The following is a 19,717-nucleotide window of genomic DNA, read 5'->3' as shown; positions in this document are numbered from 1 at the left end:
CGGCCTCCGTCATGCGATGATCTGACCAATGGAGAGTGACATGGCGCGAGGCCGCGATGCAGAGACCCCCCTCGAAATCCCCGCGCGGGGGTGGAAGGATATCGCCCTGCGCCTCAAGGACGAAATCGCGGATGACCACGTCGGGCTGATTGCCGCAGGCGTGGCCTTTTACGGTCTGATGGCCCTGTTCCCGGCGATCACCGCAATGCTGGCGATCGGCGGGCTGATGATCGAGCCCAACCAGATCGTCGAACAGCTCTCGACCTTCTCCGCCGTCGTCCCGCAGGAGGTGATGACGATCATCACGGACCAGGCCACGGCGGTGGCCGGTTCGCGCGAGGGCGGGCTCGGCCTGACCGCGGTCATTGGTCTGCTGATCGCGATCTATTCCGCCTCCAAGGGCATGACGAGCCTGATCGAGGGCATGAACGTCGCCTATGACGAGGAGGAGGAACGCGGTTTCTTCCACAAGACCGCTCTGACCCTCGGGCTGACGCTGCTGCTGATCTTCGGCCTGCTGGTCGGCCTGGGTGCGACCATCGCCGTACCGTCGGCCATCGCGCTGATCAGCGCCGATCCGTTGATGGAGATCCTCGGCACGCTGCTGGTCTGGACCCTGCTGGTGGTACTGACCATGTTCGGCCTTGCGATGCTCTACCGCTATGGGCCTTCCCGCGATTCTCCCGAGTTCAAGTGGATTTCTCCTGGCGCGCTGCTGGCCTGCCTGTTCTGGATCATCGGCTCGGCCGGTTTCGCCTTCTATGTCGGCAATTTCGGCTCCTACAACGAGAGTTTCGGCACCCTTGCCGGGGTGGTCGTGCTGCTGATGTGGTTCTGGATCTCCGCCTTCATCGTATTGCTCGGCGCCGAATTCAACGCGGAAATGGAGGCCCAGACCCGCCATGACACTACCGTGGGACCTGACCAGCCCATGGGATCGCGCGACGCGGTCAAGGCTGACAGGCTCGGCCCCCGCCAGGACGTTTGACCGGCTTCTTCTGACCGAAAATACCTTCGGGGGTCCGGGGGCGGACAGCCCCCGGCGTGTGCCGGTCCCGGTCCCGCCGCCTGTGGATCCGAAAGCGGCAGGAAAATACCCCGGCGGCCGTTGCCGGTCTCGGTGTGATGTGGCAAGGTCCGTCCGAGACAACCTGACCGGATGAGTTTGACTGATGAGTGATTTCGCTGCCCGCCGCATTATGATGGTCGATACGCAAGTGCGGCCCTCCGATGTCACCAAATTCCCCATCATCGACGCGATGCTGACCGTGAAACGCGAGGATTTCGTTCCCGCCGCGCAGCGCGAAACCGCCTATCTCGGCGAGAATCTCGATCTCGGGGGCGGGCGGGTGCTGCTGGAGCCGCGCACCCTGGCCAAGATGCTCGACGCGCTGGCAATCACCAATGCGGAGCTGGTGCTCGATATCGGCTGTGCCATGGGCTATTCCGCCGCGGTGATTTCGCATATGGCCGAGGCCGTGGTCGCAGTGGAATCCGATGAGGCGCTGGCCCATGAGGCGCAGGAGGCGCTGACCGCTTCCGGGGTCGACAATGTCATCGTGCATGTCGGTCCGCTCACCGAAGGAGCACCACAGCACGGACCCTATGACGTCATCCTCATCCAGGGAGCTGTTGCGGAATTGCCGCAGTCGATCAGCAATCAACTCAAGGAAGGTGGCCGAATTGCCTGTCTTTTCATGGAAGGGGCTTTGGGAGAGGTCAGGATCGGGTATAAGCAGGACGAGCATATCACCTGGCGCATGGCATTCAACGCGGCCGCGCCGGTTCTGGCAGGGTTCGAGAGGCGACCGGTTTTTCAGCTTTGATTTGCGCGCCTCTGTTGCGCGGACCGGATCGGATAATAACGCGGGCAGGAGGTCCATTGAGGCATGCGAGCACATAGATATCTGAAGGCGCTGGGACAGGTGGGCGCCGCCATGACCCTTGGCATCGGTCTGAGCTGGCCCGTGACGGCCAGCGCCGATACCCTGGCCGACGCCCTTGTCGGGGCCTACAATCATTCCGGGCTTCTCGATCAGAACCGCGCCCTGCTGCGCGCGGCCGACGAGGATGTCGCGATCGCCAAGGCGCAGCTGAAACCGATCATCCGCTGGTCCGGCGGGCTCAGCCAGAGCTTCGGCGACCGGCGCACGGACGGGACCTTCGCCTCCGACACATCGGTCGAGAACCTCTCCGCCACGATCAACCTGATCGGTGAATTGCTGCTCTATGATTTCGACACCAGCAAATACCGGATCGAGGCCACCAAGGAAACGGTGCTGGCGACGCGCCAGGCATTGGAAAGCCTTGAACAGCGCGTGCTGCTGCGCGCGGTCAGCGCCTATATGGGTGTCATCGAGGCGTCCGAATTCGTCGCGTTGCGCAACAACAACTTGCGGCTGCTGACCCAGGAACTGCGCGCCGCGCGCGACCGTTTCGATGTCGGCGAGGTTACCCGCACCGATGTCGCGCTGGCCGAGGCGCAGCTGGCCCAGGCCCGCAGCGGTCTGGCCGGAGCGGAGGGCAACCTGCTGCGCGCCATCGAGGAATATCGCAATTCTGTCGGCCGTGCGCCGGGTCAGCTGCGCGCGCCGCCCAACCTGCCGGAGATCCCGCGCAGCATCGACGCCGCCAAGGCGCTCGCCGTGCGTACCCATCCCGACATGCATGCCGCCCAGCATCAGGTCGCGGCCGCCGATCTTTCGATCAATTCCAGCATTGCCGACATGAAGCCGAAGGTCCGCCTGACCGGTCGTTACGGGCTCACCGAAAACTTCGATTCCGATGCGCATTCGCATGTCGGCAGCGTCGGCATCGAGGTTGGCCAGACCATCTACCAGGGCGGGGCGCTCTCCGCCAATGTGCGCAAGAACATGGCCCAGCGGGATGCGCAGCGCGCCAATCTCCATGTCGTGCGCCACAATGTCGAGCAGGCGGTGGGCGATGCCTATGCCCAGCTTGCCGCGGCCCGGGCGCAGCTCGAGGCCTCCGACGGGCAGATCCGGGCAGCTCGCGTGGCATTCCGCGGCGTGCGCGAGGAAGCGACGCTCGGGGCACGGACAACGCTCGACGTGCTCGATGCCGAACAGGCGCTGCTCGATGCGGAATCCACCCGGGTCTCGGCCCGTGCCGCGCTCTATGTCGCGACCTATTCGGTGCTATCGGCCACCGGCCAGCTCACCGCGCAGGACCTTGGCCTGCCGGTGCAGATCTATGATCCGGCAGCCTATTACAACCTGGTCAAGGATGGTCCGGTGCTGATTTCCAAACAGGGTCAGAAGCTCGACCGGGTGCTGCGCGCCTTGCAAAAAGACTGACAATTCGCAGCGTTCCCTTGTGACAATCCTTCCTCGGCGCTAGGCTCGGCGCTGAGGAATTGAGTGGTAGTAAATATGTCCGACCCCGTTACCAATGCCGAGGTGGAGGATGTCCTGTCGTCGATCCGGCGCCTGGTCTCCGAAGACACCCGTCCGCAGCACCGCACCGCGCCGGTGCAGCATGCCGCCCCCGAACAGGATGACGAAGAGGGCGCGCTTCTGCCGCGGCCCGGCCAGGACAGGCTCGTGCTGACCCCGGCGCTGCGCGTCGCGGAAGTGACGCGCGCCGCCGTCGAGAGGGGCGAAGCCGAAGCGAAGGCGCCCCGCGCTGCCGCGCAGATCCTGCAACTGGGCGAGGCAGAGGCCCTGCCGCGTGCGACGGAGGCTTCCGGCGATACTTCCGTGACAGAGGCTTCCGACGACGCATCCGTGACGGGGCAGGATCCGTCCCAAGTGGGGGCTGCCGAGGCGTTGAAGGAGGATTTCCACTTCGTCTCGCGCAGCAGGCGCGACCCCCAGGGGGAAGCCGCCGAGGTCGATCTGCCGGAGCAGGATAGGTCAGAGGAAGTAGCCCCGGAGGAAGCGGTCTCGGAAGAAGCAGCGCCGGAGCAAGACGCGCCTGAGGAAGCAGTGGCAGCGAAAGAAACGACCGAGCCCTTTGCCCTCTGCGATGCACAGTCTGACGCGCAACCCGTTGAAAGAAAATCGCTCAGCGCCAAGATCGCTGCGCTGGAGGCCGTCATCGGCAAAAGAAGCGAGACTTGGGAGCCGGACGATACCGGCGGCGATGAATATTCCGGGACGGATGGACCGACCATGGCCTGGGAAGACGATGTCGAGCGTGACGCCACCGGCGCGCCGCTGCAGGCGCCGGACGAGGCCGACACGGGGGCGGGGATGCGCGAGGATGACAACGTCGAAGCGGAGCCGATTGAAGTGACGCCGGATGATCTGCCGGACCTTGCGGCGGCGCAGGAGCCGGAACCGGCTTCGGAGGTAAGCCCCGACGCGCCTCCCAACGATACCGCTCAGAATGGCGCGGGCAGCGATGGCGAGGATCAGATCCTCGACGAAGAAGCGCTGCGCGAGCTGGTCAGCGAGATCGTCCGATCCGAGCTGCAGGGCGCGCTTGGCGAGCGGATCACCCGCAACGTGCGAAAACTCGTGCGCCGCGAGATCCACCGCGCGTTGAGTGTGCAGGACCTCGAATAACGACGCTGAAACGACAGGTCAGGCGGGGGCGATATCTCCCGCCAACGACCAGAGCAGGTCGAGATCCATATAGCGTTCCACGTGATCGGCCAGCGCTTCCAGCGCTTCCTCCACGCCACTTTCGAAATCAAGCTCCGAGCTTGCGCCGAAACGCGCCAGATAGGCGCTGCGGAACGTGTCGGAGCTGAAGATCCCGTGCATGTAGCTGCCCTGGACGCGCCCGTTGCGACTCGCCGCGCCTTCGGGAATGCCGCCGAATTCCAGCCAGCCCCGGGCGCAATCCTCGCCGCTTGTCTGCCCGATATGGATTTCGTAACCGCTCAATGCGCTGCCCGACTCGGGATGCGTGCCGGATTTCAGCGCCAGATGTTTCAGCGACGCCATGACGGTATCGACAGCCAGATGACCGAGCCCCGGCACCACTCCCGCCGCACCTTCGATCCCGTCGGGATCGGCCAGGCTGCGGCCCAGCATCTGATAGCCGCCGCAGAGCCCGAGCACATGTCCGCCGCGCCTTACATGGGCGGCAAGATCGATGTCCCAGCCCTCGGCCCGCAGGGCGGCGAGATCGGAAATGGTCGATTTGCTGCCCACCAGAAGCACAAGGTCGGCCTCGGCGGGCAGGGGGGTGCCGGGCATGATCATCCGCAGATCGACCCCCGGTTCGGCGGCGAGCGGGTCAAGATCGTCGAAATTGGCGATCCGGGGCAGGCGGGGCACCGCGACAACGCAGCCGACGCCGCCGGAACGCGCCCGGGCGGGCAGGTCCATGACATCTTCGGCGGGCAGACGATGGGCCCTGTCGAACCAGGGGATGACCCCGAGGCTCGGCCAGCCGGTGCGCGTGGCGATATCGTCGCGCCCGGCGTCGAAAAGCGCCCGGTCGCCGCGGAACTTGTTGACCGCGAAGCCGCGGATCAGGGCGTTGTCGGTTGGGTCGAGCACCGCCTGTGTGCCGACGATCTGCGCGATCACGCCGCCCCTGTCGATATCCCCCATCAGAACCACCGGCACCTGTGCGGCGCGGGCAAAGCCCATGTTGGCAATGTCCCCGTCGCGCAGGTTGGTCTCCGCAGGGCTGCCGGCGCCTTCGATGACGATGAGATCGCAATGCGCGGCGAGGCGGTTGAAGGATTGCAGCACGGCGGGCAGCAGCGCCGCCTTGTTGCGGCCGAAGGCAGCGGCTTCCTGCACGCCCGCGACCTGACCCTGCACCACGATCTGCGCGCCGGTGGCGCTCTGGGGTTTCAGCAGGATCGGGTTCATATCCGTATGCGGCGCCACCCCGGCGGCGCGGGCCTGCAGCGCCTGGGCGCGGCCGATCTCGCCGCCATCCTCGGTTACGGCGGCATTGTTGGACATGTTCTGCGGCTTGAAGGGGCGGACCTTCATCCCGCGCCGGGCGAAGGCGCGCAGTATCCCGGCGACGATCATCGACTTGCCGACATTGCTGCCGGTGCCCTGAATCATGATGGCTTTGGTCATGGTGCCGCTCTCCCGATTTGCGCGCAAACTGGCGTAAAACCGGCGGCGAGAAAAGAGGCATCGCAGGTTGTGAACCAACCCGCTTCGCGGCGAGGCCCCGGAAGAGGCGGGCCTAAAAATAAAGACGCAGCCCGCGAGGCTGCGTCTTTATGGTCACGAAACCGTCTGGTTCAGGCGGCTTCGGCTTGCTGAGCGGCGTTGCGACGCTCGGATTCTTCACGCGACAGGGCCACGGAGGTCCGCACACCCTTGCCGACAAATTCCATCAGACCTTCGACCACACGCTCGTTGGGGTCGATGCCGGCACAGCTCAGCACTTCGCGGCCATCGCGCGAGCGGGCCCAGCGGGCGATCTGCTCGGGACCATTGCCGTATTTCTTGTCGTCAGCGATTGCGTCATCGAGCGCAGCCAGTACCACGGCTGCGAAAAGCTTGCGGGCACGGTTGCCTTGTTCGTTGTTAAACGCAGTGCCATCAACGAAATCTTTCATCTCGTCGTCCTTTCTGTTATTCTTGCTCTTGTCATCTGGGCTTGGCGCTCCTTATGACTGATCGAGCGTGATTCGGATACCGTTTTATCGCATGTCTACCATGCGTCACGTGCATGGCTTTCTGCACCTGCAGCATCATGTTTCGCCGGGTTGCGGGGACGCACCCCTGCAGATATAGGAAGTGCAATCACTTCATCAAGCTTTGCCAGGGTTCTGCCACATGCCTAAGATCAACGGTAACGAGATCCGTCCCGGAAACGTTCTTGAACATAACGGCGGCCTCTGGGCCGCGGTGAAAGTCGACCATGTCAAGCCCGGCAAGGGCGGCGCCTTTGCGCAGGTCGAGCTGCGCAACCTGCGCAACGGCTCGAAGCTGAACGAGCGTTTCCGCAGCGCCGACAAGGTCGAGCGGGTGCGGCTCGAGCAGAAAGATCAGCAGTTTTTATATGAGGATAGCGGGATGTTGGTGGTCATGGATACCAACACCTACGAGCAGGTTCAGCTGCCTGCCGATCTGCTTGGCGACCGTCGTCCCTTCCTTCAGGACGGCATGATGATCGTGGTGGAATACCATGAGGAGGAGGCGTTGAACGCCTCGCTGCCGCAGAAGGTGGTCTGCAAGATCGTCGAGACCGAACCGGTTGTGAAGGGTCAGACGGCGGCCAATTCCTTCAAGCCTGCGCTGCTCGACAATGGTGTGCGGGTCTCCGTACCGCCTTTCGTCGGCCAGGATGAGGACATCGTGGTGAACACCGAAACCATGGAATATGTCGAACGCGCATGACGTGGCGTCATAGGAAATTCGATGTCAAAGCCCCGGCCAGTCCGGGGCTTTTCGCCGTCTGGAGAGGCCGCTTGCGCCTCGTCTTTGTGACGTCTGTATGGCCTCGGGGCCGGTCAGTGCTCGCCGGGCCAGCTGACCTCGGCCGTACCGGCCTGCATCGCACCCTTGGCACGGTCATAGCGCAGATAGGCCAAAGCCTCGGTCCCGGCGCCGGTGAGCAGCACGCCCGCCGCCTTGCCGTTCGCGGTGATCTCGCTGCCCGGAGGGACCGGGGCGGAAAGCGTGACCTTTGCGAGACCCTTGCGCAGCTCGGTCTTGTGACGCATCCGCGCGGTGACCTCCTGGCCGACATAGCAGCCCTTGCGGAAATCCACGCCGTTGAGCCGCTCGAACCCCATTTCGAGGATATAGCTGTCCGGGGTCAGCTCGGCCCCGGCAGCGGGCACCATGTGCTGCACCCTGAGCGCGTCCCAGTCGATGTCGTCCTCCTGTTGCGGGTGATCGCGATAGGCGCGCCAGCCGAGCGCTTCGGTGCGCGGATCGGCGTAGCCGTCCGGGGGGGCCTCACCCAGTCCGCGGTGCAGATGCAGGTCGGTCTCGGCAATCGCGACATCGGCGCGCAGCTTGTACATGGCGAGGCGGGACTTCAGCATGTCGGCCTGATCCGCCGCCACGTCGAGCAGCACGTCATCGCCCGCCGCCGCGAGGAAGAAATCGGCGATATATTTGCCTTGCGGGGTCAGCAGCGCGGCATAGATCGGTCCGGCGTCGAGCTTGCGGATGTCATTGGTCACCAGGCCTTGGAGGAAATCTCTGGTATCGGGGCCGCTGAGGCGCAGGATGCGGGCGTCGCTCATCTCGTTGTCCTTCCGTGATCCGACATGACATATAGCATTTCAAGGATTAGTCGAAAGGGCCAGTCATGCGCGCGCCTATCTCCGTGATCATTCCGACACTCGATGCCGCCGGGGAGCTGCCGCAATGTCTGGCCGCGTTGGTCGAGGGGCTGGAATGCGGGTTGGTCCGTGAATTGATCGTCAGCGATGGCGGCTCGGGCGACGCCACGCGCGAGATCGTCGAGCGCTGGGGCGGCGAATGGCGGGAGGGCGCGGCCTCGCGGGGGGGGCAGCTGCGGCGCGGCTGCGCGGCGGCGCGGGGCGACTGGCTGCTGGTGCTGCATGCAGATACGGTGCTGGCGCCGGGCTGGTCGCAGGACGTCGCGGCGCATCTGGCGCGCGGCACGGCCGCCTGTTTCCGCCTGCGGTTCGACGCAAGCAGCCCTGCGGCGCGGCTGGTGGCGGGCTGGGCCAATCTGCGCAGCCGTCTTGGCCTGCCCTATGGCGATCAGGGGTTGTTGCTGCCCCGCAGCCTTTACGAGTCGATCGGCGGTTTCCCGGATCAGCCGCTGATGGAGGATGTGGCGCTGGTGCGGGCGCTGCACGGGCAGATCACGCTGCTGCGCGCCGAGGCGGTGACCAGTGCTGAGAAATATCGACGTCAGGGCTGGCTGCGCCGCGGCGGGCGCAACCTGTTGACGCTGCTGCGGTATTTTACCGGCACCGCGCCGGAAACGCTGGCGCGCGCCTATCGCCGTCAGGAGTGAGACCCTAGCCGAAAAGCCGCATGCCGATGCGCTGCAGCAGGTTGGGATTGAGCGGGCGGATCGTGCGTTCGGTGCCGCGCAGGGCGCGCAGACCGCGCTGATCGGAGACGGTCTTGCCGCTCTGGAATTGCAGGCGGTAGAGGTCGGCATAGATACCGCCGCGGGCGAGCAGCTCGTCATGGCTGCCCTGATCGACCACCTGACCGCGGTCCATCACGACGATTTTGTCGGCGTTGCGGATGGTCGAGAGTCGATGCGCGATCACCAGCGTCGTGCGCCCCCGCGAAAGCCGGTCTAGCGCGTCCTGCACCACCTGTTCGGATTGTGCGTCAAGCGCGCTGGTGGCCTCGTCGAGCAGCAGCACCGGGGTATTGCGCAGCAGGGCGCGAGCGATCACCACGCGCTGCCGCTGGCCGCCCGACAGGGCCGAGCCGCGCGGTCCGACGCGGGTCTCGAGTCCCTGTTCGAGCTTGGGCAGGAAATCGGCCACATGGGCGGCTTCGAGCACTTCGTGCAATTGCGCGTCGGGGACGTCCTCGCGTCCGAGAAGGATGTTCTCGCGCAGGGTCTCGTCAAAGAGCAGCGCCTCCTGGCTGACCACCGAGAAGAGCTTGCGCAGTTCGGGCAGGGACATGTCGGTGGTGGCCACGCCGCCGATCTTCACCGTCCCTTCCTGCGGGTCGATCAGCCGGGTAAGCAGGTTGAACACGGTCGATTTGCCCGCCCCGGAGGCGCCGACCAGCGCCGTGGTCTGACCGGCGGCGGCGTTCAGGGTCAGGCTGTCGAGCACCTTGGCCTCGCCATAGGACAGGCTGACACCCTCGATCTCGATATCGGGATTGCTGGTCGGCGCCGGTTTCGGGTCGGCAGGGGACATGAGCCGCACCGGGCTGTCCATCAGCGCCTTGACGCGCTCCAGTGCCGCGGCGGCGGTCTGCCAGAGGCCGCTGATCCCGCCGAGGCGGCGCAGCGGGCTGAAGGCGAAGCCCATGGCGGTGAAGAAGGTCATGAATTCACCGATGGACTTGTTGCCGTCGATGATCTCCGAGCCGCCGTAGAGGATCACCGCCATGAAGCCGACGCCGGACATGATGTCGATCATCGCGGGTATCGCGGAATTGCCGAAGGCGGCGCGGACCTCGGTGCGCACGAAGGTGCGGGTGATGTCGCGATATTGCCGGGATTGGTAGTCTTCGAGCCCGTTGAGCTTGATCTGCACGATGCCGTGGAACACCTCGTCGAGCCGGGTGGCGAGCCCGGCACCGAGGTCGCGCGCCTCGCGCGAGCGCTGACGCACGAAACGCTGGGCAACGGCGGCCGGCAGGACCATCAGCGGGACGCCGATACAGGCCAGCAGCGCCCAGATCGGATCGATCGCGATGGCGACGCCGAGCAGCACTAGCAGGCCGATGAAATCGCGCCCCGCCCCGGTGATGATGGCGCGCCAGACATTGCCGACGGCATTGACGTCGGACTGCACCCGCTGGATCAGGAAGCCGGGCGGATGCGCCTGATGGAAGGCGCCGTCCTGGCGCATCATCCGTTCGAGCAGGTCGACGCGCATTTCGGCGGCGGATTTCTGGGCGATGCGGGTCAGCAGCACTTTCTGGGCGACCCCGGCGATGGCGCGCAGGACGAAGATGCCGAGCAGCAGCACCCCGACCCAGATCAGCGCCTCCTGCTGTCCGGCCACGAAGACCCGGTCGAACATCGGCTCCATCAGCTTGGCAAGCGCGCCGAGGGTCGAGCCTTCGACGATCATGAAGATCACGGCGACCGCCAGCAGGCCCATGTGTTTCTTCAGGTAATCGCGCCACAGCCAGGCGAGCAATTCAACCGAGGTATAGGTCTGGTCTGTCATATGGGGGCCGTGATCCTTCGCCTCTGCCAATTCAGGTTTACGCAGCCCCGGCTCGCAGGGCAAGCCGATGCGCCGGATTGACCTCGAGCGCGGCTTGGCTAAGCTGCGCCCGAAGGCAAGTTTTTCGCGACATATCAGAGGGCTCAGCATGGCACGACCTCCCGTCCTGGCGCAGGGGCGCGCCTATCTGGCGATCCCCGGGCCTTCGGTGATCCCCGATGCAGTGTTGAACGCGATGCACCGGGCGGCGCCGAATATCTATGCCGGGGAGCTGGTCGAGATGATGCCGGGGCTGCTGGCCGACCTGCGGCGCGTGGCGCGCACGCGGCATCATGTGGCGATGTATATCGGCAACGGTCATGCGGCCTGGGAAGCGGCGCTGAGCAATGTGATCGCACCTGGCGACAAGGTGCTGGTGCCCGCCACCGGGCGGTTCGGTCATGGCTGGGGCGAGATGGCGAGCGGCATCGGGGCGGTGGTCGAGATCCTCGAGTTCGGTCGTGCGGCACCGATGGACATGGGCCGGATCGAGGCGCGGCTGCGCGAAGACAGGGGCCACGAGATCAAGGCGGTGCTGGCGGTGCATGTGGATACGTCGAGCTCCGTGCGCAACGACATTGCGGCGCTGCGCGGGGTGCTGGATGCCACCGCTCACCCAGCGCTGCTGATGGTCGATTGCATCGCCTCGCTGGGCTGCGAGCGGTTCGAGATGGACGAGTGGGGCGTCGATGTGATGGTCACGGCCTCGCAGAAGGGGCTGATGGTGCCGCCGGGGCTGGGCTTCGTCTTTTTCAGCGATAAGGCGGCAGAGGCGCGTGCCGCGATGGCGCGGGTCAGCCGCTATTGGGACTGGCAGCCGCGCGCGCAGGCGGAGGAATTCTACCAGTATCACGGCGGCACCGCGCCGACCCAGCATCTCTACGGGCTGCGCTGCGCGCTCGACATGATCCACGAGGAGGGGATCGAACAGGTCTGGCAGCGTCATGCGGTATTGGCGCGGGCGGTCTGGGCCGCCTGCGAGGCCTGGGCGCGGGAGGGGGGATTTGCGATCAACATCGCGGAGCGCGACTGTCGCAGCCATGCGGTCACGGCACTGCGGCTGCCCGCGCCGGGCGCGACGGAGCTGCGCGACTGGGTGCAGACGCAGCTTGGCCTGACGCTGGGGGTCGGGCTCGGCATGGCGGCGCCGGGCGATCCGGCCTGGCACGGGTTTTTCCGGCTCGGCCATATGGGCCATGTCAACGGTCACATGATCCTGGGGATGCTCGGCGGGGTCGAGGCGGGGATGCGCGCGCTCGGTATCGCGCATGGGAAAGGCGCGCTCGACGCGGCGGCCGAGGTGATCGCGGGCGGCGAGTTTATCCGGGTCTGATCCGGGCGATCAGGCGATGGACCAGCCAGCCCGCGAGGGCCCCGGCGGCAAGACCCCAGAGCGCCCAGATCAGCAGCAAAAACCACGCCAGATTGACCCCGAACATGACGATGCAGGTCCGGGTATAATCCGGGGCCGGGGGGCATTGGTGATGTTTGCGCATGGCGGGCTCGCTCCGAGAACCGCGCCAGTATAGCGCAAGCGCGCCGCCCGTTCAGAGGTTTTTCGCGGCGGCCAGCGCATCCGGCAGGGCGGCGGCGAAGGCGTCGAGCTGCGCGTCGGTGCCGCAGCTTACCCTGATGCAGCGGTTCTGCGGCGCGGCGAAGGGCATGCGCACGAAGATTCCGCGCGCGACCAGCCCGTCGAGCACCGCCTTGGCAAAGGCACCATCGGCGCCGCAATCGACGCTGACGAAATTGGCTGCCGACGGCAGCGGTATCAGCCCGTTGTCCCTCGCGATGGCGGCGATCCGAAGGCGCGCCATCTCGATCTGCTCCTGCACATGGCAAAGCCAGCGCCCGTCCTGCAGCGCCGCCAGCGCCCCGGCTTGCGCGGCGCGGTTCAGGCCGAAATGGTTGCGCACCTTGTGAAACTCGCGGATCAGGTCCGGCGCGGCGATGGCATAGCCGATCCGCGCCCCGGCGAGCCCGTAGGCCTTGGAGAAGGTGCGCATCCGGATCAGTCGCGGATCGTCGGCAGGCAGCGGCGCCGCGGTGCCTTCGGGCGCACATTCGACATAGGCTTCATCGAGCACCAGCAGGCTGCGCGCGGGCAACTCGTCCATCGCGCTCACGATATCCGCGCCGCGATGCCAGCTGCCCATCGGATTGTCGGGATTGGAGAGATAGACCAGCTTGGCGTCGACCTCTGCCGCCTTGGCAAAGAGCGCGGCGGGGTCTTCGTGATCATCCCTGAAGGGCACCTTGTGCAGCACGCCGCCGAAACCGCTGACGTGGTAGTTGAAGGTCGGATAGGCGCCCTCGGAGGTGACCACGGCATCGCCGGGTTCGACAAAGAGACGCGCCAGATAGCCGAGCAGCCCGTCGATCCCCTCGCCGACGATGATATGATTGGGCGTGGTGTCATGATGGGCGGCCAGCGCGCCGCGCAGGTCATGGCTCTCGGCGTCGCCATACATCCAGGGCGCGGTATCGGCCATGGCGGCGATCGCGTGGGGCGAGGCGCCGAAGACGTTCTCGTTGGCCCCGAGCCGCGCCACGAAGGGCTTGCCGATGGCGCGTTCATGGGTTTCGGGGCCGACGAAGGGCACCGAGGCGGGCAGGGATCGGGCGAGCGGGGTGAGGCGGCGTTCTGTCATAGGGGTTGATAGGCCGGGCTCTGGGAGCGTGCAAGAGGCAGGGCGGTACTGCGCCCCTGCGGGCGCTGCCGTGACGTTTGGCTGGCCCAGGCGGTGCGGATCGGTTGAAATGGCGGCAAACACCAAGGAGTGAGAAATGGCCCGCCTTTCCGTGACCTATGACGAGAATATCGCCCATCTGCGCCTGACCCGGCCGGACAAGATGAACGCGCTCGATGCGGAGATGATCAGCGCCATCATCGCTGCCGGAGAAGAGGTCGGTGCCTCGGATGCACGCGCCGTGGTGATCAGCGGCGAGGGCCGCGCCTTTTGCGCAGGGATCGACATTACCGGGCTGTCGGGAATGATCGGTCAGGACCCGGAGGCGTTGATCATGCCGCGTAGCCATGGCGCGGGCAGCACCAATCAATGGCAGGAGCTGGTGATGGTCTGGACACGGCTTGAGATCCCGGTGATCGCGGCGCTGCATGGCGCGGTCTATGGCGCCGGGCTGCAGCTGGCACTGGGAGCGGATATCCGCATCGCGGCACCGGACACGCGGCTGGCGGTGATGGAGATGAAATGGGGGCTGGTGCCGGATATGGGCGGTATGGTGCTGCTGCCGAAGCTGCTGCGCAGCGATCATCTGCGGCGGCTGACCTATACCGGTGAGGTGATCGACGCGGAGCGCGCCGAGCGTTGGGGGCTGGTCAGTGAGCTGGCGGAAGACCCGCTCGCGGCGGCGACCGCGTTGGCGCAGGTGATCGCGGGGCGCAGCCCTTCGGCGATCCGGGCGGCCAAGCGGCTGATCGGCGTGGCCGAAAGCGGGGCCTCGGCGGAGGAAGTGTTGCTGGCGGAATCGCGCGAGCAGGCCGGGTTGATCGGCAGTGAGGAGCAGTTGCAGGCGGTGGCGGCGGAGTTCGCCCGGCGGGGGTGATGGGGATGATGGGTGCTCGCACCCATCTCCCCCAACCCCGAAACGTCACCCCAACTCGGCCAGCCGCGCGATCGCCGCTTCAATCTGACCGGCCTCTTCTTCACGGGCCTGCAGATTGGCCCTGGCCTCCGCGACCACCTCTTCCGGCGCGGAAGCGGCGAATTTCGGGTTCTTAAGACGCCCGTTGAGCCCGCCGATCTCCTTGCCGAGCTTGTCGAGCGTCTTCTGCAGCCGCGCCTTTTCCGCCTCGATGTCGATCAACCCGGCCAGCGGCAGGCCGAAATCGGCGCCCGGCGCGGCGATCGAGACCGTGCCCTTGGGGAAACTCTCGGCCCGCTCCAGGCTCTCGACCCGCGCCAGCCGCTTGATCATCGCCTCATTGCGCTCCCAGGCGGCCTCGGCGGCGGCGTCCATGCCGGTGACCAGCATCGGCACATGCAGACCGGCGGGCACATGCATTTGCGCGCGCGCCGAGCGGATGCTTTCGATGAGCCCGATCACCCAGTTGAGCTCGCGGTCGGCCTCGGCATCGAGCAGCTCGGCGGTGGTGTAGTCGGGCCAGTCGCCATGCACCAGCATCTTCGGCCGCGCGGCGGTGGTCTGCCACAGCTCTTCGGTGATGAACGGCATGATCGGATGCAGCAGGACCAGGCATTGATCGAGCACCCAGCCGAGGGTCTGGCGGGTTTCTTCGGCCTCGGGCGCGTCCTCCTGCAGCAGCGGTTTGCTGAGCTCGACATACCAGTCGCAGACCTTGCCCCAGACGAAAGCATAAAGCGCGTTGGCGGCGTCGTTGAAACGGTAGTTCTCCAGCGCCGCGTCGACATCCTCGCGGATGCGGGCGGTCTCGCCGACGATCCATTTGTTGAGCGTCGCCTGCGGTGTCGGCATCGCCGCGGGGGTGCCGGTGAAAACGCCGTTCATCTCTGCGAAGCGATGCGCGTTCCACAGCTTGGTGCCGAAATTACGATAGCCGGCGATGCGCTGGGTGCTGAGCTTCAGGTCGCGCCCCATGGCGGCCATGGCCGCCAGGGTGAAACGCACCGCATCGGCGCCGTATTCGTCGATCAGCTCGAGCGGATCCATGACGTTGCCGAGCGATTTCGACATCTTCTTGCCCTTCTCGTCGCGCACCAGCGCGTGGACATAGACGGTGTCGAAGGGTTTTTGATCGACCACGGCATATTGCATCATCATCATCCGGGCGACCCAGAAGAAGATGATGTCAAAGCCGGTGATCAGCACGTTGGTCGGGAAATATCTCGCCAGCTCCTCGGTATCCTCGGGCCAGCCCAGCGTGCCGATCGGCCAAAGGCCGGAGGAGAACCAGGTGTCGAGGACGTCGGGGTCGCGACGCAGGAAGAACGTCAGCTTTTTGCGCCCGGTCTTCTCGTCAGTATTGATTTTGAACTTGGATATTCGGTTACCTTCAAGCTTCTCAATGTAAACTTGCTCCTTAAGGCCATTGCGTCGAGCAAACTCATTATATTCCTCAAACTCTTCCCTAGTTTTGGGCCAAATAGTTTCAGAATCGGCGAACAACTCTTCGACAATAACGTCGGCTTCTGGAAAACGAGCTCTATATAGTTCTATCGCCTGCGTTTTGACACTTTCGAAGTCTGCACCGCAAAAGCTTCGAAATTCTAGTGCTGGGTCGGTTTTAGAATGGGGGGCCATTCCATACCACACCGGGATCTGATGCCCCCACCAGAGCTGGCGCGAGATGCACCAGGGCTCGATGTTCTCGAGCCAGTGGAAATAGACCTTGCGGTCCTGCTCGGGCAGGATCGTCACCTCGCCGGAGCGCACCGCATCGATGGCAGGCTGCACGATCTTGGCGGTGTCAACGAACCATTGATCGGTCAGCATCGGCTCGATGACCACTTTCGACCGGTCGCCGAAGGGCTGCATGATCTTCTTGTCTTCGACCAGCGGCACGAGCTCTTCCTCGCGCGCCTCGCCACCCTCCTCGGGGGCGACAGGTTTCTGCGCGGCTCTGCCGAGACGCGGATCATGCGCCTGGGTCAGCACAGCGAGGCCCTCGGCATGGATATCCTCGATGACCCGCTGCCGCGCCTCGAAACGGTCGAGACCGCGATAGGCCTCGGGCACCAGGTTGATCTCGGTCGCATCGGCGGGCGCTTCCTCGCGCCCCTCGGCGATGGCCCGGGCGCGAGCGGCGGCCTGTTCATAGGGCAGCCCGTCGGCGCGCATCCGCCCCCGGGTGTCCATCAGTGCGTAGAGCGGAATGTCGTTGCGCTTGGCGACGCCGTAATCGTTGAAATCATGGGCGCCGGTGATCTTGACCGCGCCGGAGCCGAAATCCTTGTCGGGATATTCATCGGTGATGATCGGGATCAGGCGGCGCTGTTCCTTCGGACCGACCGGGATCTCGCAAAGCTGGCCGATAATCGGCGCATAGCGCTCGTCCGACGGGTGCACGGCGACGGCGCCATCGCCCAGCATGGTCTCTGGGCGGGTGGTGGCGATGGAGATGTAGTCGCGCTCTTCCTCGAAGAGCACGGTACCGTCCTCGTCACGCTCCACATAGGTATAGGTGGCGCCACCGGCGAGCGGGTATTTGAAATGCCACATATGGCCATCGACTTCGGTGCTCTCGACCTCGAGATCGGAAATCGCGGTCTCGAAATGCGGGTCCCAGTTGACCAGCCGCTTGCCGCGATTGATCAGCCCCTTGTTGTACATGTCGACGAAGACCTTGATCACCGCGTCATGGAAATTGCCGCTTTCCTCTTCGGGCGCCCCCGGCGCGCCGGACATGGTGAAAGCATTGCGCGACCAATCGCAGGAAGCACCGAGACGCTTGAGCTGGTCGATGATCGTATTGCCGGATCTCGCCTTCTGCTCCCAGACCTTTGCGGTAAAGGCCTCGCGGCCCAGTTCGCGGCGCGTCGGCTGGCCACTGGCGGCGAGCTCGCGTTCCACGACCATCTGCGTGGCGATGCCGGCATGGTCCTGACCGGGCTGCCAGAGCGTGTCGAACCCCCGCATCCGGTGCCAGCGCGCCAGGATATCCTGCAGCGTGTTGTTGAAGGCGTGGCCCATATGCAGCGAGCCGGTGACATTGGGCGGCGGGATCATCATGCTGAAGGTCTCGCTGCGCGAGGCATTGGCCCCGGCCTTGAAAGCCCCTGCCTCTTCCCATGCCGCGTAAAGGCGCGTTTCGGCGTCCGCGGCGTTGAATGTCTTGTCGAGTGCCATGATCACGATCCCGTTTTGCTTGCGCGTTGATCTAGCGAAGCTTGCGGCAAAGGGAAAGGGCGGCGGCATAGGCGATGGGGCAAAGAGCGGTGCCTGCCCGGCTCGCAGGCCCGGGGCGAAAAACGCGGAGCAGGACATACGCGGCACGCGGGGCTGAGTATTTGGGGCATAAAGAAGCAGCAAGAACCCCTTCGTCGTCCTGCCTTTCAGCCTCTGGGCAACGAAGGGGCCGCTTCTCCATGCACGGTCATCGGCGCTCCCGCCTGTACCGTGGCGCGATCCTGGCGTGTTATTGTGAACAAAGTCCGAACAGCCGCTTCTTTATGCCGTAAATACTCGAATCCCGGCGCTGCGGATCAGCACCGCCGGTCAAGTTTGGTGCTGAGGTGGATCAGGCTTTCGGAGCTTTTCACGCCGCGGGCCTCGCCGATGCGATCCAGGGTTTCGTCGAGTTCCTGCGTGGTCTGGGCGGCGATCTGCACCAGCAGGTCGAACCGGCCCGAGGTCGTGTGCACGACCTGTACGCCTGGCAGGCTGCGCAGCCGGTTCAGCACTGCGGGACCGCTGCGGGGTTCGATGCTGACCAGCGCCGTGGCCCGGAGCGGGTCGCGCAGCGCGCTGCCGAGGCGGATCGTGTAGCCCGCGATGGCGCCGCCGCGTTCGAGCCGGTCGAGACGCGCCTGCACCGTAGTGCGGGCCAGGCCGAGGCCGCGTGCCAGATCGGCGATGGGCTGGCGCGCGTTGCCTTGCAGCGCGGCGATGAGTGCCTGATCGGTTTCGTCTAATCGCATGTCTGCCTCGTCACTTTGTCGCAACTTACCTTGCGATTCGGCGTTCTGCCACGTGTTTATGGCGAGGCTGGCGGATATTTTGGGGAAAACATGTTCACGAGGTAATACGATGCAGATTGACCGCCCCCTTGCGCAGAGCCCGGCCAGGTATCTGGCCGAGCATCGCCCCGACACGCCGATATTGTTTTTCGCGCCTGCGGTGTTGCAGGAGACGGCGCGGCGGTTTCGCGCGGAAATCGACGGGCTGGTGACCTATGCAGTCAAGGCGAACGACCGTCCGGAGGTGTTGAACAACCTGGTCGCAGCCGGGATTTCGGCCTTTGACGTGGCCTCGCCTGCGGAGATGGCGGCCGTGCGCGCGGCCGATCCGCGGGCGGTGCTGCATTACAACAATCCGGTACGCTCCGAGGCCGAGGTGCAGGCCGGGATCGCCCTCGGGGTGGCGAGCTGGTCGGTTGATGATCCGGCTGAGCTGCAAAAACTCGACGCGGTGCCGCGCGAGGCGGAGGTGGCGGTGCGTTTCGCCTTGCCGGTTGCCGGGGCTGCCTATGATTTCGGATCGAAATTCGGCGCGACGCCGGAGCTTGCCGCGCGGTTGCTGCGTCGGGTGGCGCAGATGGGTTTCGTGCCCGCCCTGTGCTTCCACCCCGGCACCCAATGCCACGACCCGGCGGCCTGGGTGCATTATGTCGAGACCGCGGCGGCGATCGCGGAGGCGGCGGGGGTGCGGATCGCGCGGCTCAACATCGGCGGCGGTTTCGCGGCGGATCGCGGGTTCGAGGCCCCGGATCACAAAGCGGTTTTCGCGGCCGTGGCACAGGCCCGGGACACGGCTTTCGGTGAGGCGCGGCCGGATCTGCTCTGTGAGCCGGGCCGGGCGATGGTGGCGTCGAGCTGCGTGATCGCGGCGCGGATCAAGGCTTTGCGGAACGGGGCCAATACCGTGTTCCTCAATGACGGGATCTATGGCGGTCTGACCGAGCTGCGCGACATCGGATTGAGCAGGCTGGTTTCGGTCGTCTCGCCGGATGGCGTTTTGCGGCACGGCGCGGCAGAGCCACGGATCGTCTTCGGTCCGACCTGTGATTCGCTGGATCGTCTGCCCGATGGTCTGGCCCTGCCGGAGGATGCCGAGGTCGGTGACTACGTGTTGTTCGCCGGGATGGGGGCCTATTCGATCGCCACCAACACCGGTTTCAACGGCTACGGGCTCCGTCAGATCGAAATGGTGTCCGCCCTCGAGTGACGCCGCCCGGTGGTACTCGCAATAACCGCCCGTCGGGCCGGGAAGACACAACCGCTTGATGATCGCCCGTCGCGACCGCCGCAATTCTGGACATGCGCC

Annotated in this window: 17 protein-coding genes; 9 read left to right on the top strand and 8 right to left on the bottom strand. The window is 65.3% G+C overall.

Features of this window, described 5'->3' with window-relative positions; translation table 11 throughout:
* Nucleotides 1-40: 40 nt before the first annotated feature.
* From ACFSUD_RS06170 to ACFSUD_RS06155, 4 genes are all read left to right on the top strand, one after another.
* The gene (locus ACFSUD_RS06170; protein WP_386372467.1) at nt 41-988 is read left to right on the top strand and encodes a YihY/virulence factor BrkB family protein; all 948 of its coding nucleotides are present in this window, start codon (nt 41-43) and stop codon (nt 986-988) included.
* A 184-nt stretch (nt 989-1,172) separates the two neighbouring features.
* Nucleotides 1,173-1,826 carry a protein-L-isoaspartate O-methyltransferase family protein gene (locus ACFSUD_RS06165; protein ID WP_386372466.1) on the top strand — a complete coding sequence of 218 codons (654 nt, stop codon included), beginning with the start codon at nt 1,173-1,175 and terminating at the stop codon, nt 1,824-1,826.
* Between the two features lie 63 nt (nt 1,827-1,889).
* Nucleotides 1,890-3,317, top strand: coding sequence for a TolC family outer membrane protein (locus ACFSUD_RS06160; RefSeq protein WP_386372464.1), 1,428 nt, complete (start codon nt 1,890-1,892; stop codon nt 3,315-3,317).
* Between the two features lie 75 nt (nt 3,318-3,392).
* Nucleotides 3,393-4,529: a hypothetical protein gene (locus tag ACFSUD_RS06155; RefSeq protein ID WP_386372462.1), complete on the top strand. Its 1,137-nt coding sequence runs from the start codon at nt 3,393-3,395 to the stop codon at nt 4,527-4,529.
* A gap of 18 nt (nt 4,530-4,547) precedes the next feature.
* Here the strand turns inward: ACFSUD_RS06155 and ACFSUD_RS06150 are convergent, their stop codons facing one another.
* Nucleotides 4,548-6,014: a cobyric acid synthase gene (locus ACFSUD_RS06150; protein WP_386372460.1), complete on the bottom strand. Its 1,467-nt coding sequence runs from the start codon at nt 6,012-6,014 to the stop codon at nt 4,548-4,550.
* Between the two features lie 170 nt (nt 6,015-6,184).
* Nucleotides 6,185-6,505: a DUF6280 family protein gene (locus ACFSUD_RS06145; RefSeq protein WP_039684470.1), complete on the bottom strand. Its 321-nt coding sequence runs from the start codon at nt 6,503-6,505 to the stop codon at nt 6,185-6,187.
* Nucleotides 6,506-6,725: 220 nt separating this feature from the next.
* On the opposite strand from ACFSUD_RS06145, the gene efp reads away from it, so the two are divergent.
* Nucleotides 6,726-7,289, top strand: a complete 564-nt coding sequence (gene efp / locus ACFSUD_RS06140) for an elongation factor P (protein WP_386372458.1) — start codon at nt 6,726-6,728, stop codon at nt 7,287-7,289.
* Nucleotides 7,290-7,402: 113 nt separating this feature from the next.
* Here the strand turns inward: efp and ygfZ are convergent, their stop codons facing one another.
* Nucleotides 7,403-8,146, bottom strand: coding sequence for a CAF17-like 4Fe-4S cluster assembly/insertion protein YgfZ (gene ygfZ / locus ACFSUD_RS06135; protein WP_386372457.1), 744 nt, complete (start codon nt 8,144-8,146; stop codon nt 7,403-7,405).
* Between the two features lie 65 nt (nt 8,147-8,211).
* Here ygfZ and ACFSUD_RS06130 point away from each other — a divergent pair, with 65 nt between their 5' ends.
* Nucleotides 8,212-8,892 carry a TIGR04283 family arsenosugar biosynthesis glycosyltransferase gene (locus tag ACFSUD_RS06130; RefSeq protein ID WP_386372455.1) on the top strand — a complete coding sequence of 227 codons (681 nt, stop codon included), beginning with the start codon at nt 8,212-8,214 and terminating at the stop codon, nt 8,890-8,892.
* Nucleotides 8,893-8,896: 4 nt separating this feature from the next.
* Here ACFSUD_RS06130 and ACFSUD_RS06125 read toward each other — a convergent pair whose 3' ends face one another.
* Complete coding sequence (locus ACFSUD_RS06125) at nt 8,897-10,753, bottom strand: ABC transporter ATP-binding protein (protein ID WP_386372453.1); 1,857 nt, start codon at nt 10,751-10,753, stop codon at nt 8,897-8,899.
* Nucleotides 10,754-10,901: 148 nt separating this feature from the next.
* Here ACFSUD_RS06125 and ACFSUD_RS06120 point away from each other — a divergent pair, with 148 nt between their 5' ends.
* Nucleotides 10,902-12,125, top strand: coding sequence for a pyridoxal-phosphate-dependent aminotransferase family protein (locus ACFSUD_RS06120; RefSeq protein WP_386372451.1), 1,224 nt, complete (start codon nt 10,902-10,904; stop codon nt 12,123-12,125).
* Here ACFSUD_RS06120 and ACFSUD_RS06115 read toward each other — a convergent pair.
* Entirely contained in the window at nt 12,112-12,288 is a 177-nt protein-coding gene (locus ACFSUD_RS06115) for a hypothetical protein (protein ID WP_386372449.1), read from the bottom strand. The genes ACFSUD_RS06120 and ACFSUD_RS06115 overlap by 14 nt on opposite strands.
* Before the next feature lie 51 nt (nt 12,289-12,339).
* Nucleotides 12,340-13,443, bottom strand: a complete 1,104-nt coding sequence (locus ACFSUD_RS06110; protein ID WP_386372447.1) for a pyridoxal phosphate-dependent aminotransferase — start codon at nt 13,441-13,443, stop codon at nt 12,340-12,342.
* A gap of 136 nt (nt 13,444-13,579) precedes the next feature.
* On the opposite strand from ACFSUD_RS06110, the gene ACFSUD_RS06105 reads away from it, so the two are divergent.
* The gene (locus ACFSUD_RS06105) at nt 13,580-14,359 is read left to right on the top strand and encodes a crotonase/enoyl-CoA hydratase family protein (RefSeq protein WP_386372445.1); all 780 of its coding nucleotides are present in this window, start codon (nt 13,580-13,582) and stop codon (nt 14,357-14,359) included.
* A 45-nt stretch (nt 14,360-14,404) separates the two neighbouring features.
* Here ACFSUD_RS06105 and ACFSUD_RS06100 read toward each other — a convergent pair whose 3' ends face one another.
* Together ACFSUD_RS06100 and ACFSUD_RS06095 are read right to left on the bottom strand one after the other, a co-directional pair.
* On the bottom strand, nt 14,405-17,581 hold the full coding sequence (locus tag ACFSUD_RS06100) for a valine--tRNA ligase (RefSeq protein WP_386372443.1): 3,177 nt from the start codon (nt 17,579-17,581) through the stop codon (nt 14,405-14,407).
* Between the two features lie 356 nt (nt 17,582-17,937).
* Nucleotides 17,938-18,372: an Lrp/AsnC family transcriptional regulator gene (locus ACFSUD_RS06095; protein ID WP_386372441.1), complete on the bottom strand. Its 435-nt coding sequence runs from the start codon at nt 18,370-18,372 to the stop codon at nt 17,938-17,940.
* A gap of 109 nt (nt 18,373-18,481) precedes the next feature.
* Between ACFSUD_RS06095 and ACFSUD_RS06090 the strand changes: the two genes are divergently transcribed.
* Nucleotides 18,482-19,618, top strand: a complete 1,137-nt coding sequence (locus ACFSUD_RS06090; RefSeq protein ID WP_386372440.1) for a type III PLP-dependent enzyme — start codon at nt 18,482-18,484, stop codon at nt 19,616-19,618.
* Nucleotides 19,619-19,717: the final 99 nt, after the last annotated feature.

The organism is Sulfitobacter aestuarii, assembly GCF_042685005.1.
Taxonomy (GTDB): domain Bacteria; phylum Pseudomonadota; class Alphaproteobacteria; order Rhodobacterales; family Rhodobacteraceae; genus Sulfitobacter; species Sulfitobacter aestuarii.
Note: the sequence above shows the minus strand (reverse complement) of the source record. Positions and strands in the feature narration are given on the sequence as shown.

Coding starts and splice junctions, on each gene's coding strand:
- ACFSUD_RS06170 (WP_386372467.1), top strand. CDS start 41: ATGGCGCGAGGCCGCGATGCAGAGACCCCCCTCGAAATCCCCGCGCGG.
- ACFSUD_RS06165 (WP_386372466.1), top strand. CDS start 1,173: ATGAGTGATTTCGCTGCCCGCCGCATTATGATGGTCGATACGCAAGTG.
- ACFSUD_RS06160 (WP_386372464.1), top strand. CDS start 1,890: ATGCGAGCACATAGATATCTGAAGGCGCTGGGACAGGTGGGCGCCGCC.
- ACFSUD_RS06155 (WP_386372462.1), top strand. CDS start 3,393: ATGTCCGACCCCGTTACCAATGCCGAGGTGGAGGATGTCCTGTCGTCG.
- ACFSUD_RS06150 (WP_386372460.1), bottom strand. CDS start 6,014: ATGACCAAAGCCATCATGATTCAGGGCACCGGCAGCAATGTCGGCAAG.
- ACFSUD_RS06145 (WP_039684470.1), bottom strand. CDS start 6,505: ATGAAAGATTTCGTTGATGGCACTGCGTTTAACAACGAACAAGGCAAC.
- efp (WP_386372458.1), top strand. CDS start 6,726: ATGCCTAAGATCAACGGTAACGAGATCCGTCCCGGAAACGTTCTTGAA.
- ygfZ (WP_386372457.1), bottom strand. CDS start 8,146: ATGAGCGACGCCCGCATCCTGCGCCTCAGCGGCCCCGATACCAGAGAT.
- ACFSUD_RS06130 (WP_386372455.1), top strand. CDS start 8,212: ATGCGCGCGCCTATCTCCGTGATCATTCCGACACTCGATGCCGCCGGG.
- ACFSUD_RS06125 (WP_386372453.1), bottom strand. CDS start 10,753: ATGACAGACCAGACCTATACCTCGGTTGAATTGCTCGCCTGGCTGTGG.
- ACFSUD_RS06120 (WP_386372451.1), top strand. CDS start 10,902: ATGGCACGACCTCCCGTCCTGGCGCAGGGGCGCGCCTATCTGGCGATC.
- ACFSUD_RS06115 (WP_386372449.1), bottom strand. CDS start 12,288: ATGCGCAAACATCACCAATGCCCCCCGGCCCCGGATTATACCCGGACC.
- ACFSUD_RS06110 (WP_386372447.1), bottom strand. CDS start 13,443: ATGACAGAACGCCGCCTCACCCCGCTCGCCCGATCCCTGCCCGCCTCG.
- ACFSUD_RS06105 (WP_386372445.1), top strand. CDS start 13,580: ATGGCCCGCCTTTCCGTGACCTATGACGAGAATATCGCCCATCTGCGC.
- ACFSUD_RS06100 (WP_386372443.1), bottom strand. CDS start 17,581: ATGGCACTCGACAAGACATTCAACGCCGCGGACGCCGAAACGCGCCTT.
- ACFSUD_RS06095 (WP_386372441.1), bottom strand. CDS start 18,372: ATGCGATTAGACGAAACCGATCAGGCACTCATCGCCGCGCTGCAAGGC.
- ACFSUD_RS06090 (WP_386372440.1), top strand. CDS start 18,482: ATGCAGATTGACCGCCCCCTTGCGCAGAGCCCGGCCAGGTATCTGGCC.